Source organism: Agrobacterium sp. YIC 4121, from assembly GCF_002008205.1.
In the GTDB taxonomy this organism is placed as follows: domain Bacteria; phylum Pseudomonadota; class Alphaproteobacteria; order Rhizobiales; family Rhizobiaceae; genus Agrobacterium; species Agrobacterium leguminum.
This window is the reverse complement of sequence record NZ_MRDI01000023.1, coordinates 14,884-34,075: the sequence shown is the minus strand read 5'-3', so window position 1 is coordinate 34,075 and position 19,192 is coordinate 14,884. Positions and strand designations below refer to the sequence as shown.

The following is a 19,192-nucleotide window of genomic DNA, read 5'->3' as shown; positions in this document are numbered from 1 at the left end:
CTTGTCGTTATGGTTCAGCGCGTGGCCTTGGGGCCGCTTGCCAGAAGAATGACGGAGATGATGATGAGGCCGGTGAGGATGAGGCGGATGCCGGCGCCGAAACCATAGGTATTCAGCATCGAAACCACCAGGAACATGAAGAGCGAAGCGCCCCAGATGCCGGGCACATTGGAATCCCCTCCCGCCACCGCCGTGCCGCCGATGACGACGACAGCGATGGACATCAGCAGATATTCCGAGCCCATGTTGAGCGCAGCACCTCCGGAGAAGCTGGCGAGCAGGTAACCCGCGATGGCAGCAAGCACCGCGCAGAGCACATAGGTGACGAAACGTGCGCCGTCCACGGGAATGCCGGTCATGCGGGCGGCGAAGGTGCTCTGGCCGATGGCGGAAATCCAGCGTCCGTAAAACGAGCGGTCGAGCAGCAGCCAGGCGATGACCGAGAGCAGCAGGGCCACGAGGGCGACGTTGGGAATGCCGAAGAAACTTGACGTGGCGAATGTGGCCAATGTTTCCGGCGGCTTGATGCGCAGGCCGCGGTTCGACCAGATGGCGATGGATTGCACGATGAAGCTCATGGAGAGCGTCGCGATGATCGGCGGGATGCGCAGGAGCTTGATCAGCGCATAATTTCCGATGCCGATGGCGATGCCGATCAGGATGGCGATCAGCAGTCCGGGCAGGATGAGACCGTCGGACACATCCATGAATTTGAGCGCCAGCGTCCCCGACAGCGTCATCGTGGCGGGAACGCAGAGGTCGATATTGCCCGGCCCGAGCGTGATGACGAACATCTGGCCGATGCCGACGATGACCGAAAAGGCTGCGAAGGTGAGTGCGGCATGCGACAGGCCGAAGGAGCTTGCACCGCCGGTGAAGAGCACGGTGACAATCCAGACGACTGCCGTTGCGGCAAAAGACCAGATCCATGGTTTTCTGGTGAGGGAAGAGAGCCCGTTCATTGGTTTTTCTCCCGTTTTTCAAGACGGTTGAGCAGGATGCGCAGCGCCAGCACGATGATGAGGATCGCCCCCTGCGCGCCGATCTGCCAGTCCGGCGAAATGCGCATGAAGGAGAGGAACGAACCGGCGAGCGTCAGCGTCAGCGCGCCGATGACCGCGCCGATGGGCGATACCCGGCCGCCGACGAATTCGCCGCCGCCGAGAATGACACCGGCAATCGAGAGCAGCGTGTAACGCAGCGCGATATTGGCGTCGGCCGATGTCGTCAGCCCGACAAGGGCGATACCGGACAGCACCGCAAAGAAACCGGCCAGCGCAAAGGTGGCGGCGCGAATGCCGACGACCGACCAGCCGGAGCGCTCGACCGAGCGGAAATTGCCGCCGACGCCGCGCATCAGCACGCCGAAGGAAGAGCGCATGACGATGTAATGGGCGACCACCGCGATCAGGATGCTGGCGACGATGGCAATCGGCACGAGCGGCGGTTTTGCCGTCATCAGCGCCCGGATGAAGGCGGGGGCCTGGCCGCCTGGCGAGGGAAGAATGAGGACGGCGAGGCCGCCCCAGACGAAGCTCATGCCGAGCGTGACGACGATTGAGGGCAGGGCGCGGATATGGATGATGGCGCCAAGCAGTGCATAGACCGCAATCGCACCGGCAAAAATCGCAATTCCGAGGATGGGCGTGGTTTGCAGGAAAGTGGCGGTCACACAGGCGCAGAAACTGACGAAGGTGCCCATCGACAGATCGAGATCGTTGACCGACATGATCAGCATCTGTGCAATGGTCGCGAGCGCAATCGGCACGGCCAGATTGAACAGCAGGTTCATGCCGGTATAGCTCATGGCGCGCGGCTGCATGTAGAAGACGGCGGCAAGCAGGACAGCGAGCGAGGCGGCGGGAATGATGAGGCGGAGCGCGTTTGCCGAGAGTTTCATGCGTGGTCTTCTCCGGCAAAGGAGGCCGCCAGTACATTCTGCTCGGTAATATCGTCGCCGACGAGTTCCGCCTGGATGGCGCCGTCGCGGAACACATAGACCCGGTCGCAGAGGCGGATTTCGTCCATTTCGGTGGAGTACCAGATGAAGGTGCGGCCGTGGGAGGCTTCGGTTCTCAAGATGTCATAGACCTCCTGTTTGGTGCCGATATCGACGCCGCGCATCGGGTCGTCCATCAAAACCGTGCTGGCGGTGGTGGCAAGCGCGCGGGCAAAAAGCACCTTCTGCTGGTTGCCGCCGGAAAGCGAAAGGATCTTGTTGCCCATGTCGGGCGTGCGGATTTCGATGCGCTTTTTCCATTGCGCCCCGAGCTCGGTTTCCTTGGCTCTGTCCACCATGCCTGCGGCTGAAATATCCCTGAGCGAGGCGATGGACAGGTTTTTGAGGATGCTCCACAGCGGGAAGGTGCCGTTCAGGCTGCGGTCGCCCGCCACGAAGGCGATATCGGTCTTGCGCGCGGGCAGCCAGCTATTGTTGCGGGCAAGATAAAGATCGAGCAGCGCTTCGGTCTGGCCATGACCGCCGAGGCCGGCAAGGCCGACGATCTCACCGCGAAAGGCCTCGAAGGCAAGGCCTTCGCCGCGCCGTGCCGGCATGGAAAGCACCTTCTCGCCTGCCTTGCGGCTTTCACCCCGCCGCCTGTCCTGTTCCTTGACGACGCTGCCCATGGCCTCAACCAACGAGCGGGTGGTGAAGTCGGTGGCCTTCCGGTCGGCCACCACCCGGCCATCCTTCATCACCACGATACGGGTGGCCGTCGAAAGAATTTCGCCGAGAATATGCGAGATCAGCAGAACCGACCCGCCCTCACGCACGAAACGGCGGACATAATCCATCAGCTGCTCGGCGAGACCGGCATCCAGCGAAGAGGTGGGTTCATCGAGGATCACCAGTCTCGGCGCGTTCGGTATGCGGCAAAAATTGATGGCGATTTCCACCATCTGCCGTTCGGCGATGGAAAGTTCGGCGATGGTCAGCTCGCAATCGATACCGTGGCCGGGAAAAATCTCGTCCAGTGTCTGGCGGATCGTCGTCAGCGCACGGCCGCGCCAGTTTCGCCCACCCGTGGCGGCATGCATGATGCGGACATTTTCGCTGATCGTCAGGTTCGGGCAGAGCGACAGTTCCTGAAACACGCAGCGAACGCCGTTCGCGCGCGCGGCGGCAATGCCGTGGCGGTTTTCGTTGCCGCCATAAGAAACGGAACCCTCATGCGGCGTCAGCCCGCCATTGATGACGTTGACGATGGTGGATTTTCCCGCGCCGTTATGGCCGACGAGCCCGAGGCATTCCCCCGTGCGGATGACGAGATCGGCCCCATCCAGCGCTCTTACCGCGCCGAACACGACCTTCACGCCGCGCGCAGCGACGACTTCTTCCGCCTCGATGATGTCATTCATGAGCAACTACGCCAGTGATGTGAAAAAGTGATGTGAAAATCGGAGAATATGGTGGCTATTGCGGCGCCCGTTCCGGTAGCGCCGCAATAGTCAGGCTCTGGGCCGATCCGGCCTATTTGGCCGATGCGATGGCCTTTTCGGCGTCTTCCTGCGAATATTCCACATTCGCCACGCCGCCCTTCTGGGTCGTCTTCAGGTTTTCCTCGAGATTGGCCTGGTCGATGCGCAGGAAGGGCACGGTCAGGTCCTTCTTCACATCCTTGCCATCAAGGATCTGCTGCGCCACCCAGAAAGCGAGCGTCGAGACGCCTGGGGCGATGGAGACGGACATGGTCTCGTAACCGCTTGCGTCCTTCTGCTGTTTCCACCATTGCAGCTCGTCTTCGCGGTTACCCATGACGATGGTCGGCGTCGGGCGCTTGGCGGCGGCAAAAGCCTGTGCCGCGCCATAACCGTCGCCGCCCTGCGTCACGACTGCCGCGACTTCGGGAAGGCTCGGCAGAATGCCGGCGACGGCGCGCTGCGCCACATCCTGCGCCCAGTCGCCGTTGACGGAACCGACGATCTTGAACTGCGGGTTCTTGGCGACGCCGGCGGCGATGCCGGCGTGGATTTCATCGTCCACCGAAACGCCGGCAAGGCCGCGAATTTCAAGCAGGTTGCCGCCCTTCGGCATGGCCTTGGCGAGATAGTCGATCTGGCTTTCGCCCATTGCCTTGAAATCGACGGCGATGCGCCATGCGCAGGGCTCCGTGACGATGCCGTCGAAGGATACGACGGTGATGCCGGCATCGCAGGCTTCCTTCACCGCGCCGTTAAGCGCGGTCGGCGAAGCGGCATTGATGACGATGGCGTCGTAACCCTGAAGAATGAGGTTCTGGATCTGCGCGGCCTGTTCGGTCGCCTGGTTTTCGGCGGTGGTGAAGGCGTCGGCGGCAGCGACCTGCTTGTCGGCAACCGCCTGCTTGGTGATCTTGTCCCAGCTCGTCAGCATCGCCTGACGCCAGGAATTACCGGCATAATTGTTTGAAAGCGCGATTTTTTTGGCCGACGTATCGGCATGAGCGGTGATCGGCAGAGCTGCGCATGCGACAGCGGCCGATGCCAGAAGCATCTTCCTGAAAGCCATTTGATTTCCTCCCTCGTGGCTTGCCCTTTTCGAGCCCGGAATCCTCGCACGCCGCAAATCTCCTCGGCGGCAGGTGGAATTCCTTTGCACTGGAGCTCCTTTCCCCAGTAGAAGCGAGAATGACCAAGAAGATTTGGCTTGTATAGGCGGATCGCGGCAATCTTCCTGCGGGTTTCCGCAGAAAGCTTGCGGGAACCCGCAGGACGAAACGCCACTGCCGGGCGCAGAATGGATGATGCGGCGCCCTAGGGGTTGAATCTTGCCGCGATGGTCGAAGGCAGGCGCTTGGGAGGGCGTCCGCACATGCTGGATACGCCGAAAAGCGCTCTTTTTCATCATTATATGGGCATTTCGCGGCTGCTCGCCGGGCAGCTCGAATTTAATGCCATCATCCAGGCGGTCGCCACCGAGATCAGCCATATCATCCCGCATGACCATATGGATGTCTGCATCAAGCAGCTGGATGACAAATATCACATCGCCTATGAGAGCGGTCTCGTCAGCGCCTGGAGCCGGCAGCCGCCCGCCCTTCTGACCGGCAGCCCGATCCGTTCGCTGCTGTCAGGCGAGGTGGAATATCTCTTGAGCGGCGACGCCTGTTCCGATCCGCGCTTTCATTTCGAAGGGTCGTTTTCAAGCCCGATCATCGAACTCAACCTGCATAGCCGGCTGCATGTGCCGATGAAGGTGCATGGCGATATCATCGGCGCGCTGAGTTGCTCCTCCCACCAGTCGGATGCCTACACGATGGAGGATGTGGCGAATGCCCGCGCCGTCGCGGATTTGCTGGCGCCTTATTTCTACGCCATCCGTGCCGCCGAGCAGGCCAAACGCTCCGCCATCGAGGAAGCGCGCGCCAATGCCCGCGAGGAGGGACTGCGGCTGGGCGCGCTGCAATTGACCGAGGCGCTGGAGGCCGAGCGGCAACGTATCGGCATGGATCTGCACGACCAGACGCTGGCGGATCTGACGCGGCTGGCGCGGCGCATCGAGCGCATGAGCCATACCCCCGACCTGTCAGGCGAGATGCTGGAGCCGGTGGTGCGCAGCCTGCAGCATTGCATGCAGGATTTGCGCGAGATCATCGAGGAGGCGAAACCCTCGATCCTGCAATTGTTCGGCGTCGTTGAGGCCATCGAGACCTATGTGGACCGTTCCGTGCGCGACAGCGGGTCCGCAATCGACTGGTCGGTGACGGATGAGACCGATGGGCTGGTGGAAAGGCTGGACAAGACGGTGGCCATCTCGCTGTTCCGCATCGTGCAGGAGGCGGTGAACAATGCCATTCGCCATGCACAGCCCGAAGCGATTGCCGTGAAACTGACCGCAATCGACGGCGGCTTGCGGGTGACGGTCAGCGACGATGGCAGCGGCGGCGGCGAAGGCGGGGCCTCCGGCGGCCTCGGCATCGGCAATATGAAGACGCGGGCGCGGCTGATTTCGGCGAAATTCGATATTGGCGGCAATGGCATGGGAGCGGGAACCCGCATCACCGTCACCTTGCCGGCAGGCGCTTTCGACCGGGGGGAGGAGTTGTGACATGGACGTGCTAATCGTTGAGGACGATGCGCTGCACCGCGCCTATCTGAACGAGGCGGTGCGTGCCGCGCTGCCGGAATGCGACAAGGTTCTGGAGGCGGCAAACGGCAGAACCGGCGAAAAGCTCGCACGGGAAAATCGCGCCGCCCATATCGTCATGGATTTGCAGATGAACGAGCGCAACGGCATCGAGGCTGCACGCACCATCTGGAAGGAAAGGCCGGATACCCGCATCCTGTTCTGGTCCAATTATTCCGACGAGGCCTATGTGCGCGGTGTCTCCCGCATCGTGCCGGAAGGGGCCGCCTATGGCTACGTGCTGAAATCGGCCTCCGACGACCGCCTGCGGCTGGCGCTGCGCAGCATCTTCATCGAGGCGCAATGCGTGATCGACCGGGAAGTGCGCGGCCTGCAGGAAAAGAGCCTCGGCAAGGCGCATGGCTTTACCGATTCCGAATATGAAATCCTTGTCGATGTCGCTCTCGGCCTCACCGACAAGGCGATTGCGCGCCGCCGCAACCTGTCGCTGCGCAGCGTGCAGAACCGGCTGCAAAGCCTCTATGAGAAACTGAACGTGCATCAGGCAGCCGGCGATGACGAGGCGGAAGGCCGGTATAATCTCAGAACCCGCGCCGTTACCGTCGCTTTCCTGCGCAAGCTGTTGAATTACAGCGCGCTGGAAAGGGCCGAGCGGGAGTTGGCGGAATGGGCGGGCAGCCGCTGATCCTCAGGGCAGGAAGGCAAGCAGCCGTCTTTCATCCGCCCTGAGGCCGGAGACTGGCTTTGCCCCGACCTTCAGGATGCGGCCAAGCTTTTTCTGCGCTTTCTCTTCCGTGGCGATGTCGAGGACGGCCGGGTGCACATAGCTCTTGCGGCAGATGGCGGGCGTGTTGGAAAGCTCCGCCGCTGCTGCCTGGCACATGCCTTTTATGCTCGGTTTTTCACCCGCCGCCACATGTTCCATAGCATTGCAGAAGGCGGCGAGCGTTCCGCCCCAGGTGCGGAAGGTCTTGGCGGAAATACCCTGACCGCCGATACGGGAGAGATAAGCGTTGAGATCGCTGGAATCGACGGAATGCACCCGGTTTTCACTGTCCTGCCAGACGAAGAGTTCCTTGCCGGGCAGATCGGCGATTTCCTCAAGGATTTTCTGAAGGCGAGGGTGGCGCAATTGCCGTTTCACCTTCTGTCCGCCCTTAGCGGCAAACCGCAGCTCGATGGTTTCACCGAAAGAGACGTGCCGCTTGAGCAATGTCGTTGCGCCATAGGTGCCGTTGGTTTCGAGATAGGAGCGGTTGCCGACGCGCAGATAGGCGGCATCGAGCAGCAGCGTGAGCGCCGCGAGCGTCATTTCCTGCCCATGATCCTGTTTTTCGATATCGGCGATGGCGCGGCGGCGAATGGCGGGCAGCGCCTTGCCGAAGCTCTTGAGCTGGAAGAATTTCGTCTCACCCCGGAGCGCATGCCAGTCGGGATGATACCGATACTGTTTTCGCCCGCGGGCATCGAAACCCGTAGCCTGCAGATGCCCTGATGGGTCGATGCATATCCAGACGTCTTTATAGGCTGGCGGCACGCCGAGCGCCTTGATGCGTTTCAGTTCGACGCTGTCGGAGAGAAGTTCGCCGCCCGGAAGGCGGTAACAGAAACCGCGTCCGCGTTTTTCGCGGGAAATACCCGGCTCCTGATCGTTAACATAGGCAAGTCCGATTTTGGCAAGAAGGCGGGTGGGCGGTTGTGGCATGGTTTTTTCCGGCAGGTTTCACGCTGCGGCAAACGAAAAATAGGCCGCCTTCGTTCCGGCGGCCCGTCGTTCCAGTCGTGAGTTTTCTCAGCGGCCTTTTTAATCAGCCGGCCTTGGCGATCCGCAGAATCTGCGAGTTCCCGCCGCCGCGCTCTTCGGTCACGGCATAGATGGCGCCATCCGGACCGACCTTTACGTCGCGAATGCGCGCTTCCAGCGGCAGCCGGCTTTCGGTGGCAACCCTGTCGCCATCGATATGCAGGATGACGAGACCCTGGCTCACCAGGCCGCCCACGATGAAGGCGCCCTTCCATTCGGGGATTTGGTCGCCTTCATAATAGGCCATGCCGGAGGGGCCGATCACCGGGTCCCAATAATAGACCGGCTGTTCCATGCCTTCCTTTGCGGTAACGCCTTCGCCAACCGACCTTCCGCTATATTCGACGCCATAGGTGATGACCGGCCAACCGTAGTTCAGGCCGGCTTTCGGCAGGTTCAGCTCATCGCCGCCCTTCGGCCCGTGCTCCACCGTCCAGAGCCTGCCCTCACCATCAAGTGCCGCAGCCTGCAGGTTGCGGTGGCCATAGCTCCAGATTTCGGGGAGGGCGTTCTGCTGGCTGGCGAAGGGATTGCCTTCAAAGGCCTTGCCCTGCGTATCGATGCGGAAGACCTTGCCGAGCCCGCTCGACAGATCCTGCGCCTGCACGCGCGGCTTCGAATCGGAACGTTCTCCGACGGTGACATAAAGCTCGTTGTTCGGCCCGAAAACGAGGCGGGAGCCGAAATGTTTGTCGCCGTCATAGGTCGGCATCTGGCGGAAAATCACTGAGACATTGTCCAGCTTTGCCGCGCCGCCCTCCTCGGTCAGTTTCGCCGAGGCTACCGACGTGCCGTTGCCGCCATTGCGCGGTTCGGAAAAGGAGAAGAAGATGGTGCGCGATGTTTCGAAATCCGGAGCCAGCGCGATGTCGAGAAGGCCGCCCTGTCCGTCGGATGCCACCTCAGGCACGCCCGCGATCGCCGGGCCGGCCTTGCCGTCGGCGACGATATGCATCGCGCCTTCCTTGGCCGCGACGATCATGCGGCCATCGGGCAGAAACTCCATCGACCACAGATGCGGCAGGCCGTCCGCGACCACGGTTTTTTCGACGCTTGGCTGGGTGGCGGCCTGCGGCGCGCGGGTCTGGCCCTCAAAAGCCGGTTTCTGATCCGGCGCATTCGGCCGTTTCGTTTCGGCGGCCGGGGCCTGGGCCTGCGCAACACCGGCAAGCGGCACGGCGAGCAGCGCACACAGGATCGTCGAACTCAGAAATCGGTTGGTATGGAACATGGGTCTCCCTTCCATCGTTTACATCAGGCGGAGAACCATTTGGGGAGGATTTCGTTTCCTACGATAGTTTCAAGAAAACTTGATCACTCCGTGTGCAGGCGGCACGCTCTTTTCTCATCCATGCGAATTCATAAGGAACCGCAAGGCGCAAGCGACGTTTGGGCTCTGTTATACGGAGGGCGCCATGCAGATCATCGACAACAAGACCATTGACGGGAACAGAACCAAGCCGATTCTCAACGTTGCGGAATTCTGCCGGCGTTACCGGCTGGACAAGGCCGAGGAAACCCGGCTCAGAAAGCTGTTCGGCGAGTTCGCCTCGCGGCACGAACTTTTGATGAATGCGCAGCGCAAGCCGAGCTTCCGCTGATCATTCCTCCGGGTCGAGAGAGTTCCCGAAGATCATGAAGACATCATAACGGGTGTTCTTGCCCATTATCTGATGCGAAGGCTTGCGAATGCCCGGCATTGGCTCGGCGCGGAGCGGCCATTTCAGAACCACCCGTTTCGTCGCATTCTCCAGTGCAGCCTCCATCAACTCCACCTGATCCGGGTCGGAGCCAACCAGTTCCCTGAGCACCCGCATCTCCTTTTTCACCAGCGCCGTGTTGTGGCGCGGTGGGTGCATGGGGTCTACAATCACCACCTCCGGTGAAAGCTCTTGCAGCAACTGGCGTGAATCTCCGTGAAGCAGCGTCATGCGCGCCGCCGCCTCGGCATAGGCGCCGCCCGCCTCCAGCGCACGGCGAATGCCATCGGCGAGATGAGCATGCATGTCCGGCGAGCGTTCGATGAGGGTCACTTCCGCGCCGAGTGAGGCAAGCAGAAAGGCATCCCGCCCGAGCCCGGCCGTGGCATCGACGATTTTTGGCGTGCGGCCTTTGCTGAAACCCGCGGCTTTCGGCAGGGCCTGCCCGCGCCCTTCGCCGGAACGGAAACGGTGCCCGACCGCGCCGCCAACAAAATCCACCACGAAGCTTTCGTTTTGTTCCTTCATCTTGGACCTCAGAAGGGGCAGGGTACGGTATAGGTGACGTCACGGCCATCGGGATGGCGGAACCCGACCTCCTGTGCATGTAGCATCAGGCGCGGCGCAGCCGCGAGCGCTTCGCCTTCGGCGTAAAATTCATCGCCGAGGATCGGATGGCCGAGCGCCTTCATATGCACCCGCAATTGGTGGGTGCGGCCGGTAAGAGGGGTTAGCGCCAGTCGCGTTGCCGGAAGCGGCAATCGTTCCAGCACCCGCCAAAGGCTCTGCGCCGGCTTGCCGTTCTCGCGGTCGACCCGGTGGCGTGGCTTGTTTTCGGGATCGATGGCGAGCGGCAGGTCCACTTCTCCCGCGTCTCCGGCAATCTCTCCCCAGACAATGGCGACATAGGATTTGCGCGTCTGGCGGTTTTCAAACTGCGACGCAATCGCCGCATGCGCCTTGCGGTTCAGGGACATCAGCACAATGCCGGAGGTGTCCTTGTCCAGCCGGTTGATCATCAGCGCTTTCGGGAACTGTTTCTGCACCCGCGTCATCAGGCTGTCCGAAAGCGCCGGATCGCGCCCCGGTACCGATAAAAGCCCGCTTGGCTTATCCAGCACCAGCAGATCGTCGTCGCGGTGCACGATGGTGAGCCAGGGGTCGAGTGGCGGAAGATAGACGGGGTTGGAAAGCTCTGGAGACATGTCGCTTCCTTAGCACGAATTGCGCATTCGGACAGGCGCTAGTCGGGAATATACAAATTGACGCGACCGCTGGTCAGGTCGCTTAAAAGCCGGGTGAGCCGTTCGGCTTCCTCTGCCGGAACCGAAAGCAGCATATCCGCGCCGGTGCCGGTGAAATCTTCCGTTTCCACCCGCAGGTTCTGTGTGGCGGAAAGGCGTGATTTCACCAGCGCCAGATCGGAGAAGGGGCAACTGAGCGTCGCGCTGACATAGGCGATGACCGGCGAGGTTTCGCCAAGCCGCAGGCAGGCGGCCGCCGTGCCGCCATAGGCGCGCATCAGGCCGCCGCTGCCGAGGAGAATGCCGCCGAACCAGCGGATGACGAGAACGGCGACATTGTCCAGCGCCTGACCGTCTATGGCCTGAAGGATCGGTTTCCCGGCCGTGCCCGAAGGCTCGCCGTCATCGCTGAAGCGATAGGTCTGGCCGCTTCGCCAGGCCCAGCAATTATGGTTCGCGTCGGGATCGGAATGCGCCGCAAGAAAGTTTTTCGCGTCCTCTTCGCCCGCCACCGGCGCGGCAAAGGCGATGAAGCGGCTTTTCTTGATATCCTGCGAAAAGGTGACGGGGCGGTCGAGCGTGAACATGGGCGTTTCAATATCGCATATATTCGCATGCGGAAATCGGTATAAGGCTCGCAATGGCGAAGATGGCGATGGAGAGTGTTTTGAGCGAGGCGAGGCAGGTCGCGATTGTCGGCGGCGGACCGGCGGGGCTGATGGCGGCCGAGATGCTTTCGGCCGCAGGCCATGCCGTGACGGTGTTGGAGGCGATGCCGACCGTGGCGCGTAAATTGTTGATGGCCGGAAAATCCGGTCTCAACATCACCCATGCCGAAGATTACGACAGCTTCCGTCACCGGTTCGGCGATGCGGAACCGAGACTGCGCGCCGCTCTCGATGATTTTACGCCGGACATGCTGCGCGACTGGGCGCAGGGGCTGGGGCAGGAAACGTTCGTCGGCACCTCGGGCCGGGTGTTTCCCGCCGTCATGAAGGCCTCGCCGCTGCTGCGGGCATGGCTTGCCCGGCTGGAGGCGCAGGGGGTGACCATCAGGACGCGACATCGCTGGATGGGTTTTTCCGGTGAGGACCTGCTTTTCACGACACCGGAGGGCGAGATCACCATCAAGGCCGATGCCGTTCTTCTGGCGCTCGGCGGCGCAAGCTGGCCGCGTCTCGGCTCCGATGCCGCATGGGTTCCGGCGCTGGCGGAGAAAGGCGTGGCGCTTTCCCCGTTCCGCCCCGCCAATTGCGGTTTCGACGCTGACTGGAGCGATATCTTCCGCGCGCGTTTTGCGGGGGAAGCGGTGAAATCCACTATCACCATTTCGCCGGACGGAGCCTTTCAGGGTGAATTCGTCATCACGAAGCATGGTATTGAGGGCAGCGTGATCTATGCCCATTCCGCCGCGCTGCGCGACCGGCTGGAAGAGGCGGGCAAAGTGTCGCTCGCAATCGATCTTGCGCCGGGACGTACGGTCGAACGCCTCAGCCGCGATCTGGCGAAGCTCGGGCGCAAGGAGAGTTTTGCAAACCGCATGCGCAAGGCGGCCGGCTTATCGGCGGTGAAGGTCGGGCTTCTGCGGGAAATCTTTCCCGACATCGCGGCCATGCCGGATGAGTTCGTCGCCGCGAGAATAAAACATGCGGAGATACCGCTTTTGCGGACGAGACCGATTGCTGAGGCAATTTCATCTGCCGGTGGCGTCGCATGGAGCGGCCTTGATGAAAGCTACATGCTGGAAAAGCTCCCCGGCATATTTGCTGCCGGGGAAATGCTGGATTGGGAAGCGCCGACCGGCGGTTATCTCTTGACCGCCTGTTTCGCAACCGGCAAGGCCGCCGCACAGGGCATGGCCGCGTGGCTTGAAGGCTCAGCCTGACAAACGTTCAGCTGTGCCTGCTTCCTCACCATGTGCGGTTCTGACGAGGCAGCGCATGATGGCATCGGTGGTGACGGCGCCGAGCGATTTGCCGTTTTCCCCGACGACTGTGGCGCTGCTGACATTTTCCCGGACGAGGGCGCGCAGGCCCTCTTCAACCGTCATATCCGCATCGAGCTGAAGGCGGGACTGGCCGGCAAATTCCGGCTGCACCACGGCGCCAAGGCGAATGACGCGGCCGCGATTGACCTCTTCCACGAAGGCTTCGATATAGCTGTCGGCCGGAGACATGACGATTTCGGCCGCCGTGCCCTGCTGGATGATCTCGCCGTCGCGCAGAATGGCGATCTTGTCGCCCAGCCGCAGGGCCTCATCGAGATCGTGGGTGATGAAGACCACGGTTTTTTTCAGTTCCTTCTGCAGTTCCAGCAGCACCGTCTGCATATCGACGCGAATGAGCGGATCGAGCGCCGAATAGGCTTCGTCCATCAACAGGATCTCGGCATTGTTGGTGAGCGCGCGTGCGAGGCCGACGCGCTGCTGCATGCCGCCTGAGAGCTGGTTGGGATAATGGTTGGAGAAACCTTCCAGCCCCACGCGTCTGATCCAGACCTCTGCCCTTTCTTCGCGCTCGCGCTTGTCGACGCCCTGCACCTCAAGGCCATAGACGACGTTTTGCAGCACGTTGCGGTGTGGCAGCAGCCCGAATTTCTGGAACACCATCGCCGTCTTGTGGCGGCGAAACTCCAGCAGATCCGCCTCGTTGAGTCGACACACGTCCGTGCCGCCATAGAGGATTTCGCCGGCGGTCGGGTCGATCAGACGGTTGACGTGGCGGATCAGTGTCGATTTGCCGGAACCGGAAAGGCCCATGATAACGGTGATCTGCCCGCCCGGCATGGTGACGTTGATATCGCGCAGGCCGAGCACATGGCCATGTTTGGCGTTGAGATCGGACTTGGACATGCCGGCCTTGACGGGTTCGACATAGTCTCCCGCCTTGGGGCCGAAAATCTTGTAGAGGCTGCGAATTTCGATCGATTGACTAGCCATGCGCCACTTCCCGGTGTTTTTGCAGGCGAAGGCCATAGGCCTGGCTGATGCGGTCGAAGATGATGGCGATGCCGACGATGGCAAGCCCGTTGAACACGCCGAGCGTGAAATACTGGTTGGCAATGGCCTTCAGCACCGGCTGACCGAGGCCCTGAACGCCTATCATGGAGGCGATGACGACCATGGCGAGCGCCATCATGATGGTCTGGTTGATGCCGGCCATGATGGTGGGCAGCGCCAGCGGCAGCTGCACCTTGAAAAGCTTCTGGCGCTTCGAAGAGCCGAAGGCATCGGCAGCCTCCAGCACGTCGCGGTCGACCATGCGGATGCCGAGATTGGTAAGCCGGATCATCGGCGGAATGGCGTAGATGACGACGGCGATGACGCCGGGCACGCGGCCGATGCCGAGCAGCATGACGACAGGAATGAGATAGACGAAACTCGGCATCGTCTGCATCACGTCGAGAACGGGATTGACCACGCTCTGCAGGCGGTTGGAGCGCGCCATGGCGATGCCGATGGGCAGGCCGACGACGATGGACAGCACGGCGCAGACGAAGATCATCGAGACCGTCTTCATCGTGTCTTCCCACATGCCGAACCAGCCGATGGCGAAGAGAATGCCGCAACAGAGCGAAACAATGGTGGCGCTGCGGCTGCCGAACCAGGCAAGCGCGCCGACAATAAGAATAACGACCGGCCAGGGTGCGCCGATCAAAAGCCTTTCCGCCCAGATGAGGAAGCTCTGAAGGGGGGTAAACAACCCCTCGATTGCGCCGCCATAGGTTCGGGTGAAAGCCCGGAACCCCTCGTCGATGACTTTTTTTAGCGCGCGCAGAGCATCGTCATTCATGGTCGGAAATTTGAAAAGCCATTCCATATCCTGTTCTCCATGACGAACCGGAGGCGGGGATCGATATCCTCCGCGCTCCGGGAGTAAAATCGTCAGAGCGCCGCGCATCCGTCAGGACGCAGGCCGGAACGCTCTGTTGAACCGGCGCATCGCCACCGGAAAGCCGGGAGGCATTCCAGGGCCGATGCGGGCGCGGCGTCGCCGCTGGCGGACGCCGTTTGCCGGGCAGATATGCAGGGGCCGGCTTTTAAAGGGCGGCCTTTATCTTTTCCGCGATGTCGGGAGATACCCAGCCCGTCCACAGCGCTTCGTTTTCCTTCAGGAAATGCTTGGCGCCGTCTTCACCGGTCGCCTGGTTATCCGTCATCCAGGCGATCAGCTTGTTGACGGTCGCGTTGGTCCATGCGCGTTTGTTGAGATAGTCCATGGCGGGGCCGGCACGATCGGCAAAGGACTTGCTGACCAACGTCTGCACGTCGTCCACCTGCCATGCGTTCGGCTTCGGGTCGGCGCAGTCGGCGACGGATGTGCAGCGCTTCCATTCAGCCGCATCATAGTCCGTTCCGAATTCGAGCTTTACCATCTCGTATTTGCCGAGCAGCGAGGTGGGCGCCCAATAATAACCGACCCATGGCTGCTTGGCTTCATAAGCCTTGGCGATGGAACCGTCGAGACCTGCGGCGGAGCCGGTGTCGACGAGGGTGAAGCCGGCCTTTTCACCGCCGAAAGCCTTGAAGAGCTGCGCGGTGACGACAGTGCCGCCCCAGCCCTGCGGGCCGTTGAACACGGCGCCCTTGGACTTGTCTTCGGGCGAGGGGAAGAGTTCGGGATGTTTGAAGAGATCAGGAATGGTCTTGAGATCGGGATTGGCGTCGGCGACATATTTCGGAATCCACCAGCCCTGGACCGCGCCGTCCGAGAGGATCTTGGCGGCCGCAACGACCTTGCCGCCTTCCAGCCCCTGCTTGACGATTTCCGGCTGCAGGCTGACCCATGCCTCAGGCGCGATATCCGGCTGGCCTTTTTCGGCCATGGAGGTCAAAGTCGGCACGGTGTCGCCGGTGACGATTTCGGCGGAGCATCCGTAGCCCTTTTCGAGAATGAGCTTGTCCAGATTGGCGGCGACTTCGGCGGATTGCCAGTTCATGCTGGCGATCGTCACGTTTCCACAGTCGGCGGCATAGGCCGCACCGCCTGAAAAGGCGAAGCCGGCGGAAAGAATTGTGGCACCCAAAAGTATTTTCATTGTTGTTCCCTCTGGTCGCGGTGTGGCGAAGACCCGGGCGCTGACGGCACCGCGACCGCCAGCGCCCTTATTGAGGCTTAATAATTCCTTTGTCGCCATCCCGTTTGCGGCAATTTCTGGCGTATTGAGGATGCCAATTGTCAAACGACGGCGGGGTCGCAGGGATATATTAGAGAAATTTCTGGCACGAAGGTCCTGAAATGTTTGATGGTTTAGCATTCGCCTTGCGACATTTACGCCGCGATGGAACTTTTTCAATTTTCTGAAAAGCGTGGGAACAATAAGCGGAAGTTTTTGTTTTCTTGGACTTTTATCCTGTTCTGTATTACGGGAGATTTTCTCTCGGTTTTTGTGGTGATGTTGAATGACCAATCTTGTTGCTGCGCCGGTATGGCCGATCGGTGGCGGTGAAACGGGTGAGCTTGTGCGCCGCTTCGACTGGTCGAAGACATCGCTCGGTCCTATTTGCGACTGGCCGCAAAATCTGAGGCAGAAAGCCAATTCCGTCGTCAATTCCCCCATTCCGCAGGTGCTGATGTGGGGCAGGGATCATGTGATGATCTATAATGACGGCTATGCGGAGATCGCCGGCAATTATCACCCGCAGGCGCTGGGCGGAACCGTGCCCGGCATCTGGCCGGAAATATGGGACTGGAACAGCCGCATTCTCGAAGCCGGTTTTCGCGGTGAGGTCATGGCCTATCGCGACCAGCCGATGACGCTGATGCGGCACGGCCTGCCGGAAGAGGTGATCTTCGACCTGTTCTACACGCCGATCTATAATGAGGGCGGCACGGTGGACGGCGTTTTATGCACCGTGCTTGAAAATACGGACAAGGTGAAGGCCGTGGAGGCGCTGGAACAGAGCCGCGAGGAACTGAGCCGGCTTACCAATGCCCTGCCCATTCTGGTCGGATATGTCGACCGTGATTACGTTTATAAATTCGCCAATGACGGCTATCTGGAATGGTTCGGTCGCCGCGCCGAAGAAGTGATCGGCCGCAGCGTTCCCGAAATCGTCGGCGAGGCGTTTTTCGAGGCCCGCAGGGCCTATCTCGACCGCGCACTCGGCGGCGAAAAGATCGTTTCGGATACCGTGATCAGCAGACCGGACGGCAGCACGCGCGCCGCCGAAATCCGCTATGTTCCGCGTTACATTGCCGATGGCTCCATCGACGGCATCTATGTGCTGATCATCGATATCGAGGAGCGCAAGCGCTCGGAGCGGGAAATCCTCATCAGCAACAATCGCTTCCGTGCTGCGGTGGATGCCGTGCACGGCGTGCTGTGGACCAACAGCGCCGAAGGAATGATGCTGGGCGAGCAACCCGCCTGGAGCGCTTTGACGGGCCAGACTCCGGAAGAATATCAGGGTTTTGGCTGGGCGGAAGCGGTTCATCCCGACGACAGGCAGGGGTCTGTCGACAGCTGGAACAAAGCGGTTGCGGAAAAGTCGACCTATATCTGGGAACATCGGGTCCGTCGCCATGACGGCGTCTACCGCACTTTTGCGATCCGTGGCGTGCCGATTTTCGACAAGGCCGGCGCCATTGCCGAATGGGTCGGTGTCCATACGGATGTCACCGAACAGCGGCGGGCCGAAAACACCCTCAAGGAACATGCGAGCAATCTCGAGCGCGAAATTCGCCACCGCATCCGGGCGGAAGAGCAGCTTCGGCAATTGAACGAGAGCCTTGAGGCGCGTGTCGAGGCGGAAATGGCCGAGCGTCGCCAGACCGAAAAGGCGCTACAGCAGGCGCAGAAAATGGAATCCATCGGCCAGCTCACCGGCGGCGTGGCGCATGATTTCAACAATCTGCTACAGGTGATCGCCGGCAATCTGCAATTGCTGTCAAAGGATGTGATGGGCAATGAACGTGCGGAGCGGCGGCTGGAAAACGCGCTTGCCGGCGTTCATCGCGGTGCAAAGCTGGCCAGCCAGCTTCTGGCCTTCGGCCGCCGCCAGGCGCTGGAGCCGCGTGTCATCAATATCGCCCGTTTCGTGACCGGCATGGACGACCTGCTTCGCCGCTCACTTGGCGAGGCGATCGAGGTGGAGGTCATCACCTCGGGCGGTCTCTGGAACACCTATGCCGACCCCAACCAGGTGGAGAATGCTCTTCTCAATCTGGCCATCAATGCGCGCGACGCCATGGAAGGACAGGGCAAGCTGACCATCGAGGTAGGAAATGCGGTTCTCGACCGCGATTATGCCCGCAAGCACTCGGAAGTTTCTGCGGGGCAATATGTGATGCTCGCCGTCACCGATACGGGTTCGGGCATGTCGCCGGAAATTCTCGAAAAGGTCTTCGAGCCGTTCTTCTCGACAAAACCGGAAGGCAAGGGCACCGGCCTCGGGCTTTCGATGGTTTACGGTTTTGCGAAACAGTCCAGCGGCCACGTCAACATCTATAGCGAGGTGGGGCAGGGCACGACGGTGAAGATGTATCTGCCGCGCTCCGCCGCCGATGAGGACAGGGAAGTGGTGATGCCGACCGGCCCCGTGGAGGGCGGCACGGAAACCATTCTTGTGGTGGAAGATGACGAGGAAGTGCGCAACACCGTCGTCGAGACCTTGAGCGATCTCGGCTACCGCGTGCTGACCGCCCGCGATGCGCAGGCCGGTTTGACGGTGGTGGAAAGCGGCATTCCGATCGATGTCATCTTCACTGACGTGGTGATGCCTGGACCGTTGAAAAGCCGGGAAATGGCGCGCCGCGCGCAGGAACGGCTGCCCAATCTCGCCGTTCTCTTCACCTCGGGTTACACCGAAAACTCCATCGTGCATGGCGGCAAGCTGGATGCCGGGGTGGAGCTTCTCTCCAAACCCTACACGCGCGAAGCGCTGGCGCGGCGCATCCGCCACGTCATCGCCAACCGCAAGCAGGTTTCGCTGTCGAGAGCGCGGCCGACATCGGCTCCGGGTTCTTCCAAACTTTCCGAGCCGGTCAGGGCGGTCGAAAATCAAAACCGGTCCATACGCGTTCTTCTGGTCGAGGATGACGAGTTGATCCGGATGAATTCGACGGAGATGCTGTCGGAGAGCGGCTTTGCCGTCGTGGAGGCCGGAAATGCGGCGCAGGCGCTGAAAGCTATCGAAGCGGATCAGATCGACGTTCTCGTCACCGATATCGGCCTGCCCGACATGAAGGGCGGCCAACTGGCGGTGGAGGCCCTGCGCCGCAAGCCGGGGATTGCCATTGTGTTTGCGACGGGCGACAGCCATTTGCCGGAAGGAGCGCCGGCAAGCGCGGTTCTCTTGACCAAACCTTACGACGAACAGCAGATCGTCTCCGCCGTTGAACAGGCCCATACGGGCAAGTCGGTGGCGGCCGAATAG

Annotated in this window: 17 protein-coding genes; 5 read left to right on the top strand and 12 right to left on the bottom strand. The window is 61.2% G+C overall.

Going from position 1 to position 19,192, the window contains the following annotated elements; translation table 11 throughout:
- Window positions 1-14: 14 nt before the first annotated feature.
- The 4 genes from BTE54_RS19715 to BTE54_RS19700 form a co-directional block, all read right to left on the bottom strand.
- Window positions 15-962, bottom strand: a complete 948-nt coding sequence (locus BTE54_RS19715) for an ABC transporter permease (protein ID WP_003522111.1) — start codon at window positions 960-962, stop codon at window positions 15-17.
- Window positions 959-1,900 (bottom strand): ABC transporter permease, encoded by a 942-nt coding sequence (locus tag BTE54_RS19710; protein ID WP_078053676.1) that lies wholly within the window; start codon window positions 1,898-1,900, stop codon window positions 959-961. The genes BTE54_RS19715 and BTE54_RS19710 overlap by 4 nt, the downstream gene beginning before the upstream one ends.
- Window positions 1,897-3,360, bottom strand: coding sequence for a sugar ABC transporter ATP-binding protein (locus BTE54_RS19705; protein ID WP_078053675.1), 1,464 nt, complete (start codon window positions 3,358-3,360; stop codon window positions 1,897-1,899). The genes BTE54_RS19710 and BTE54_RS19705 overlap by 4 nt, the downstream gene beginning before the upstream one ends.
- 112 nt (window positions 3,361-3,472) lie before the next feature.
- Window positions 3,473-4,489, bottom strand: a complete 1,017-nt coding sequence (locus tag BTE54_RS19700) for an ABC transporter substrate-binding protein (RefSeq protein WP_078053674.1) — start codon at window positions 4,487-4,489, stop codon at window positions 3,473-3,475.
- Between the two features lie 303 nt (window positions 4,490-4,792).
- On the opposite strand from BTE54_RS19700, the gene BTE54_RS19695 reads away from it, so the two are divergent.
- Together BTE54_RS19695 and BTE54_RS19690 are read left to right on the top strand one after the other, a co-directional pair.
- Window positions 4,793-6,028, top strand: a complete 1,236-nt coding sequence (locus BTE54_RS19695) for a sensor histidine kinase (RefSeq protein WP_078053673.1) — start codon at window positions 4,793-4,795, stop codon at window positions 6,026-6,028.
- A 1-nt stretch (window position 6,029) separates the two neighbouring features.
- Complete coding sequence (locus BTE54_RS19690; RefSeq protein WP_003522116.1) at window positions 6,030-6,752, top strand: response regulator transcription factor; 723 nt, start codon at window positions 6,030-6,032, stop codon at window positions 6,750-6,752.
- A 3-nt stretch (window positions 6,753-6,755) separates the two neighbouring features.
- Here the strand turns inward: BTE54_RS19690 and BTE54_RS19685 are convergent, their stop codons facing one another.
- Window positions 6,756-7,772, bottom strand: coding sequence for a DNA topoisomerase IB (locus tag BTE54_RS19685; protein ID WP_065657404.1), 1,017 nt, complete (start codon window positions 7,770-7,772; stop codon window positions 6,756-6,758).
- A gap of 103 nt (window positions 7,773-7,875) precedes the next feature.
- Entirely contained in the window at window positions 7,876-9,102 is a 1,227-nt protein-coding gene (locus BTE54_RS19680) for a PQQ-dependent sugar dehydrogenase (protein WP_078053672.1), read from the bottom strand.
- 184 nt (window positions 9,103-9,286) lie between these two features.
- Between BTE54_RS19680 and BTE54_RS25160 the strand changes: the two genes are divergently transcribed.
- Complete coding sequence (locus BTE54_RS25160; RefSeq protein WP_003508485.1) at window positions 9,287-9,472, top strand: hypothetical protein; 186 nt, start codon at window positions 9,287-9,289, stop codon at window positions 9,470-9,472.
- On the opposite strand, the gene BTE54_RS19670 is transcribed toward BTE54_RS25160, so the two are convergent.
- From BTE54_RS19670 to BTE54_RS19660, 3 genes are read right to left on the bottom strand one after another with little or no spacing between them, the layout of a single operon-like run.
- Window positions 9,473-10,099 carry a class I SAM-dependent methyltransferase gene (locus BTE54_RS19670; RefSeq protein ID WP_078053670.1) on the bottom strand — a complete coding sequence of 209 codons (627 nt, stop codon included), beginning with the start codon at window positions 10,097-10,099 and terminating at the stop codon, window positions 9,473-9,475.
- Window positions 10,100-10,107: 8 nt separating this feature from the next.
- Window positions 10,108-10,776, bottom strand: a complete 669-nt coding sequence (locus tag BTE54_RS19665) for an RluA family pseudouridine synthase (RefSeq protein ID WP_078053669.1) — start codon at window positions 10,774-10,776, stop codon at window positions 10,108-10,110.
- 38 nt (window positions 10,777-10,814) lie between these two features.
- The gene (locus BTE54_RS19660; protein ID WP_078053668.1) at window positions 10,815-11,402 is read right to left on the bottom strand and encodes a YigZ family protein; all 588 of its coding nucleotides are present in this window, start codon (window positions 11,400-11,402) and stop codon (window positions 10,815-10,817) included.
- A gap of 53 nt (window positions 11,403-11,455) precedes the next feature.
- On the opposite strand from BTE54_RS19660, the gene BTE54_RS19655 reads away from it, so the two are divergent.
- Window positions 11,456-12,700, top strand: a complete 1,245-nt coding sequence (locus BTE54_RS19655) for an NAD(P)/FAD-dependent oxidoreductase (protein WP_078053667.1) — start codon at window positions 11,456-11,458, stop codon at window positions 12,698-12,700.
- On the opposite strand, the gene BTE54_RS19650 is transcribed toward BTE54_RS19655, so the two are convergent.
- From BTE54_RS19650 to BTE54_RS19640, 3 genes are all read right to left on the bottom strand, one after another.
- Window positions 12,692-13,753, bottom strand: a complete 1,062-nt coding sequence (locus tag BTE54_RS19650; protein ID WP_078053666.1) for a glycine betaine/L-proline ABC transporter ATP-binding protein — start codon at window positions 13,751-13,753, stop codon at window positions 12,692-12,694. The two genes, BTE54_RS19655 and BTE54_RS19650, sit on opposite strands and share 9 nt — an antisense overlap.
- Complete coding sequence (locus BTE54_RS19645; protein ID WP_035263623.1) at window positions 13,746-14,633, bottom strand: proline/glycine betaine ABC transporter permease; 888 nt, start codon at window positions 14,631-14,633, stop codon at window positions 13,746-13,748. Before BTE54_RS19645 ends, BTE54_RS19650 begins: the two co-directional genes overlap by 8 nt.
- A 220-nt stretch (window positions 14,634-14,853) precedes the next feature.
- The gene (locus tag BTE54_RS19640) at window positions 14,854-15,852 is read right to left on the bottom strand and encodes an ABC transporter substrate-binding protein (protein ID WP_078053665.1); all 999 of its coding nucleotides are present in this window, start codon (window positions 15,850-15,852) and stop codon (window positions 14,854-14,856) included.
- A 364-nt stretch (window positions 15,853-16,216) separates the two neighbouring features.
- Here BTE54_RS19640 and BTE54_RS19635 point away from each other — a divergent pair, with 364 nt between their 5' ends.
- Window positions 16,217-19,192 carry a PAS domain-containing protein gene (locus BTE54_RS19635; protein ID WP_078053664.1) on the top strand — a complete coding sequence of 992 codons (2,976 nt, stop codon included), beginning with the start codon at window positions 16,217-16,219 and terminating at the stop codon, window positions 19,190-19,192.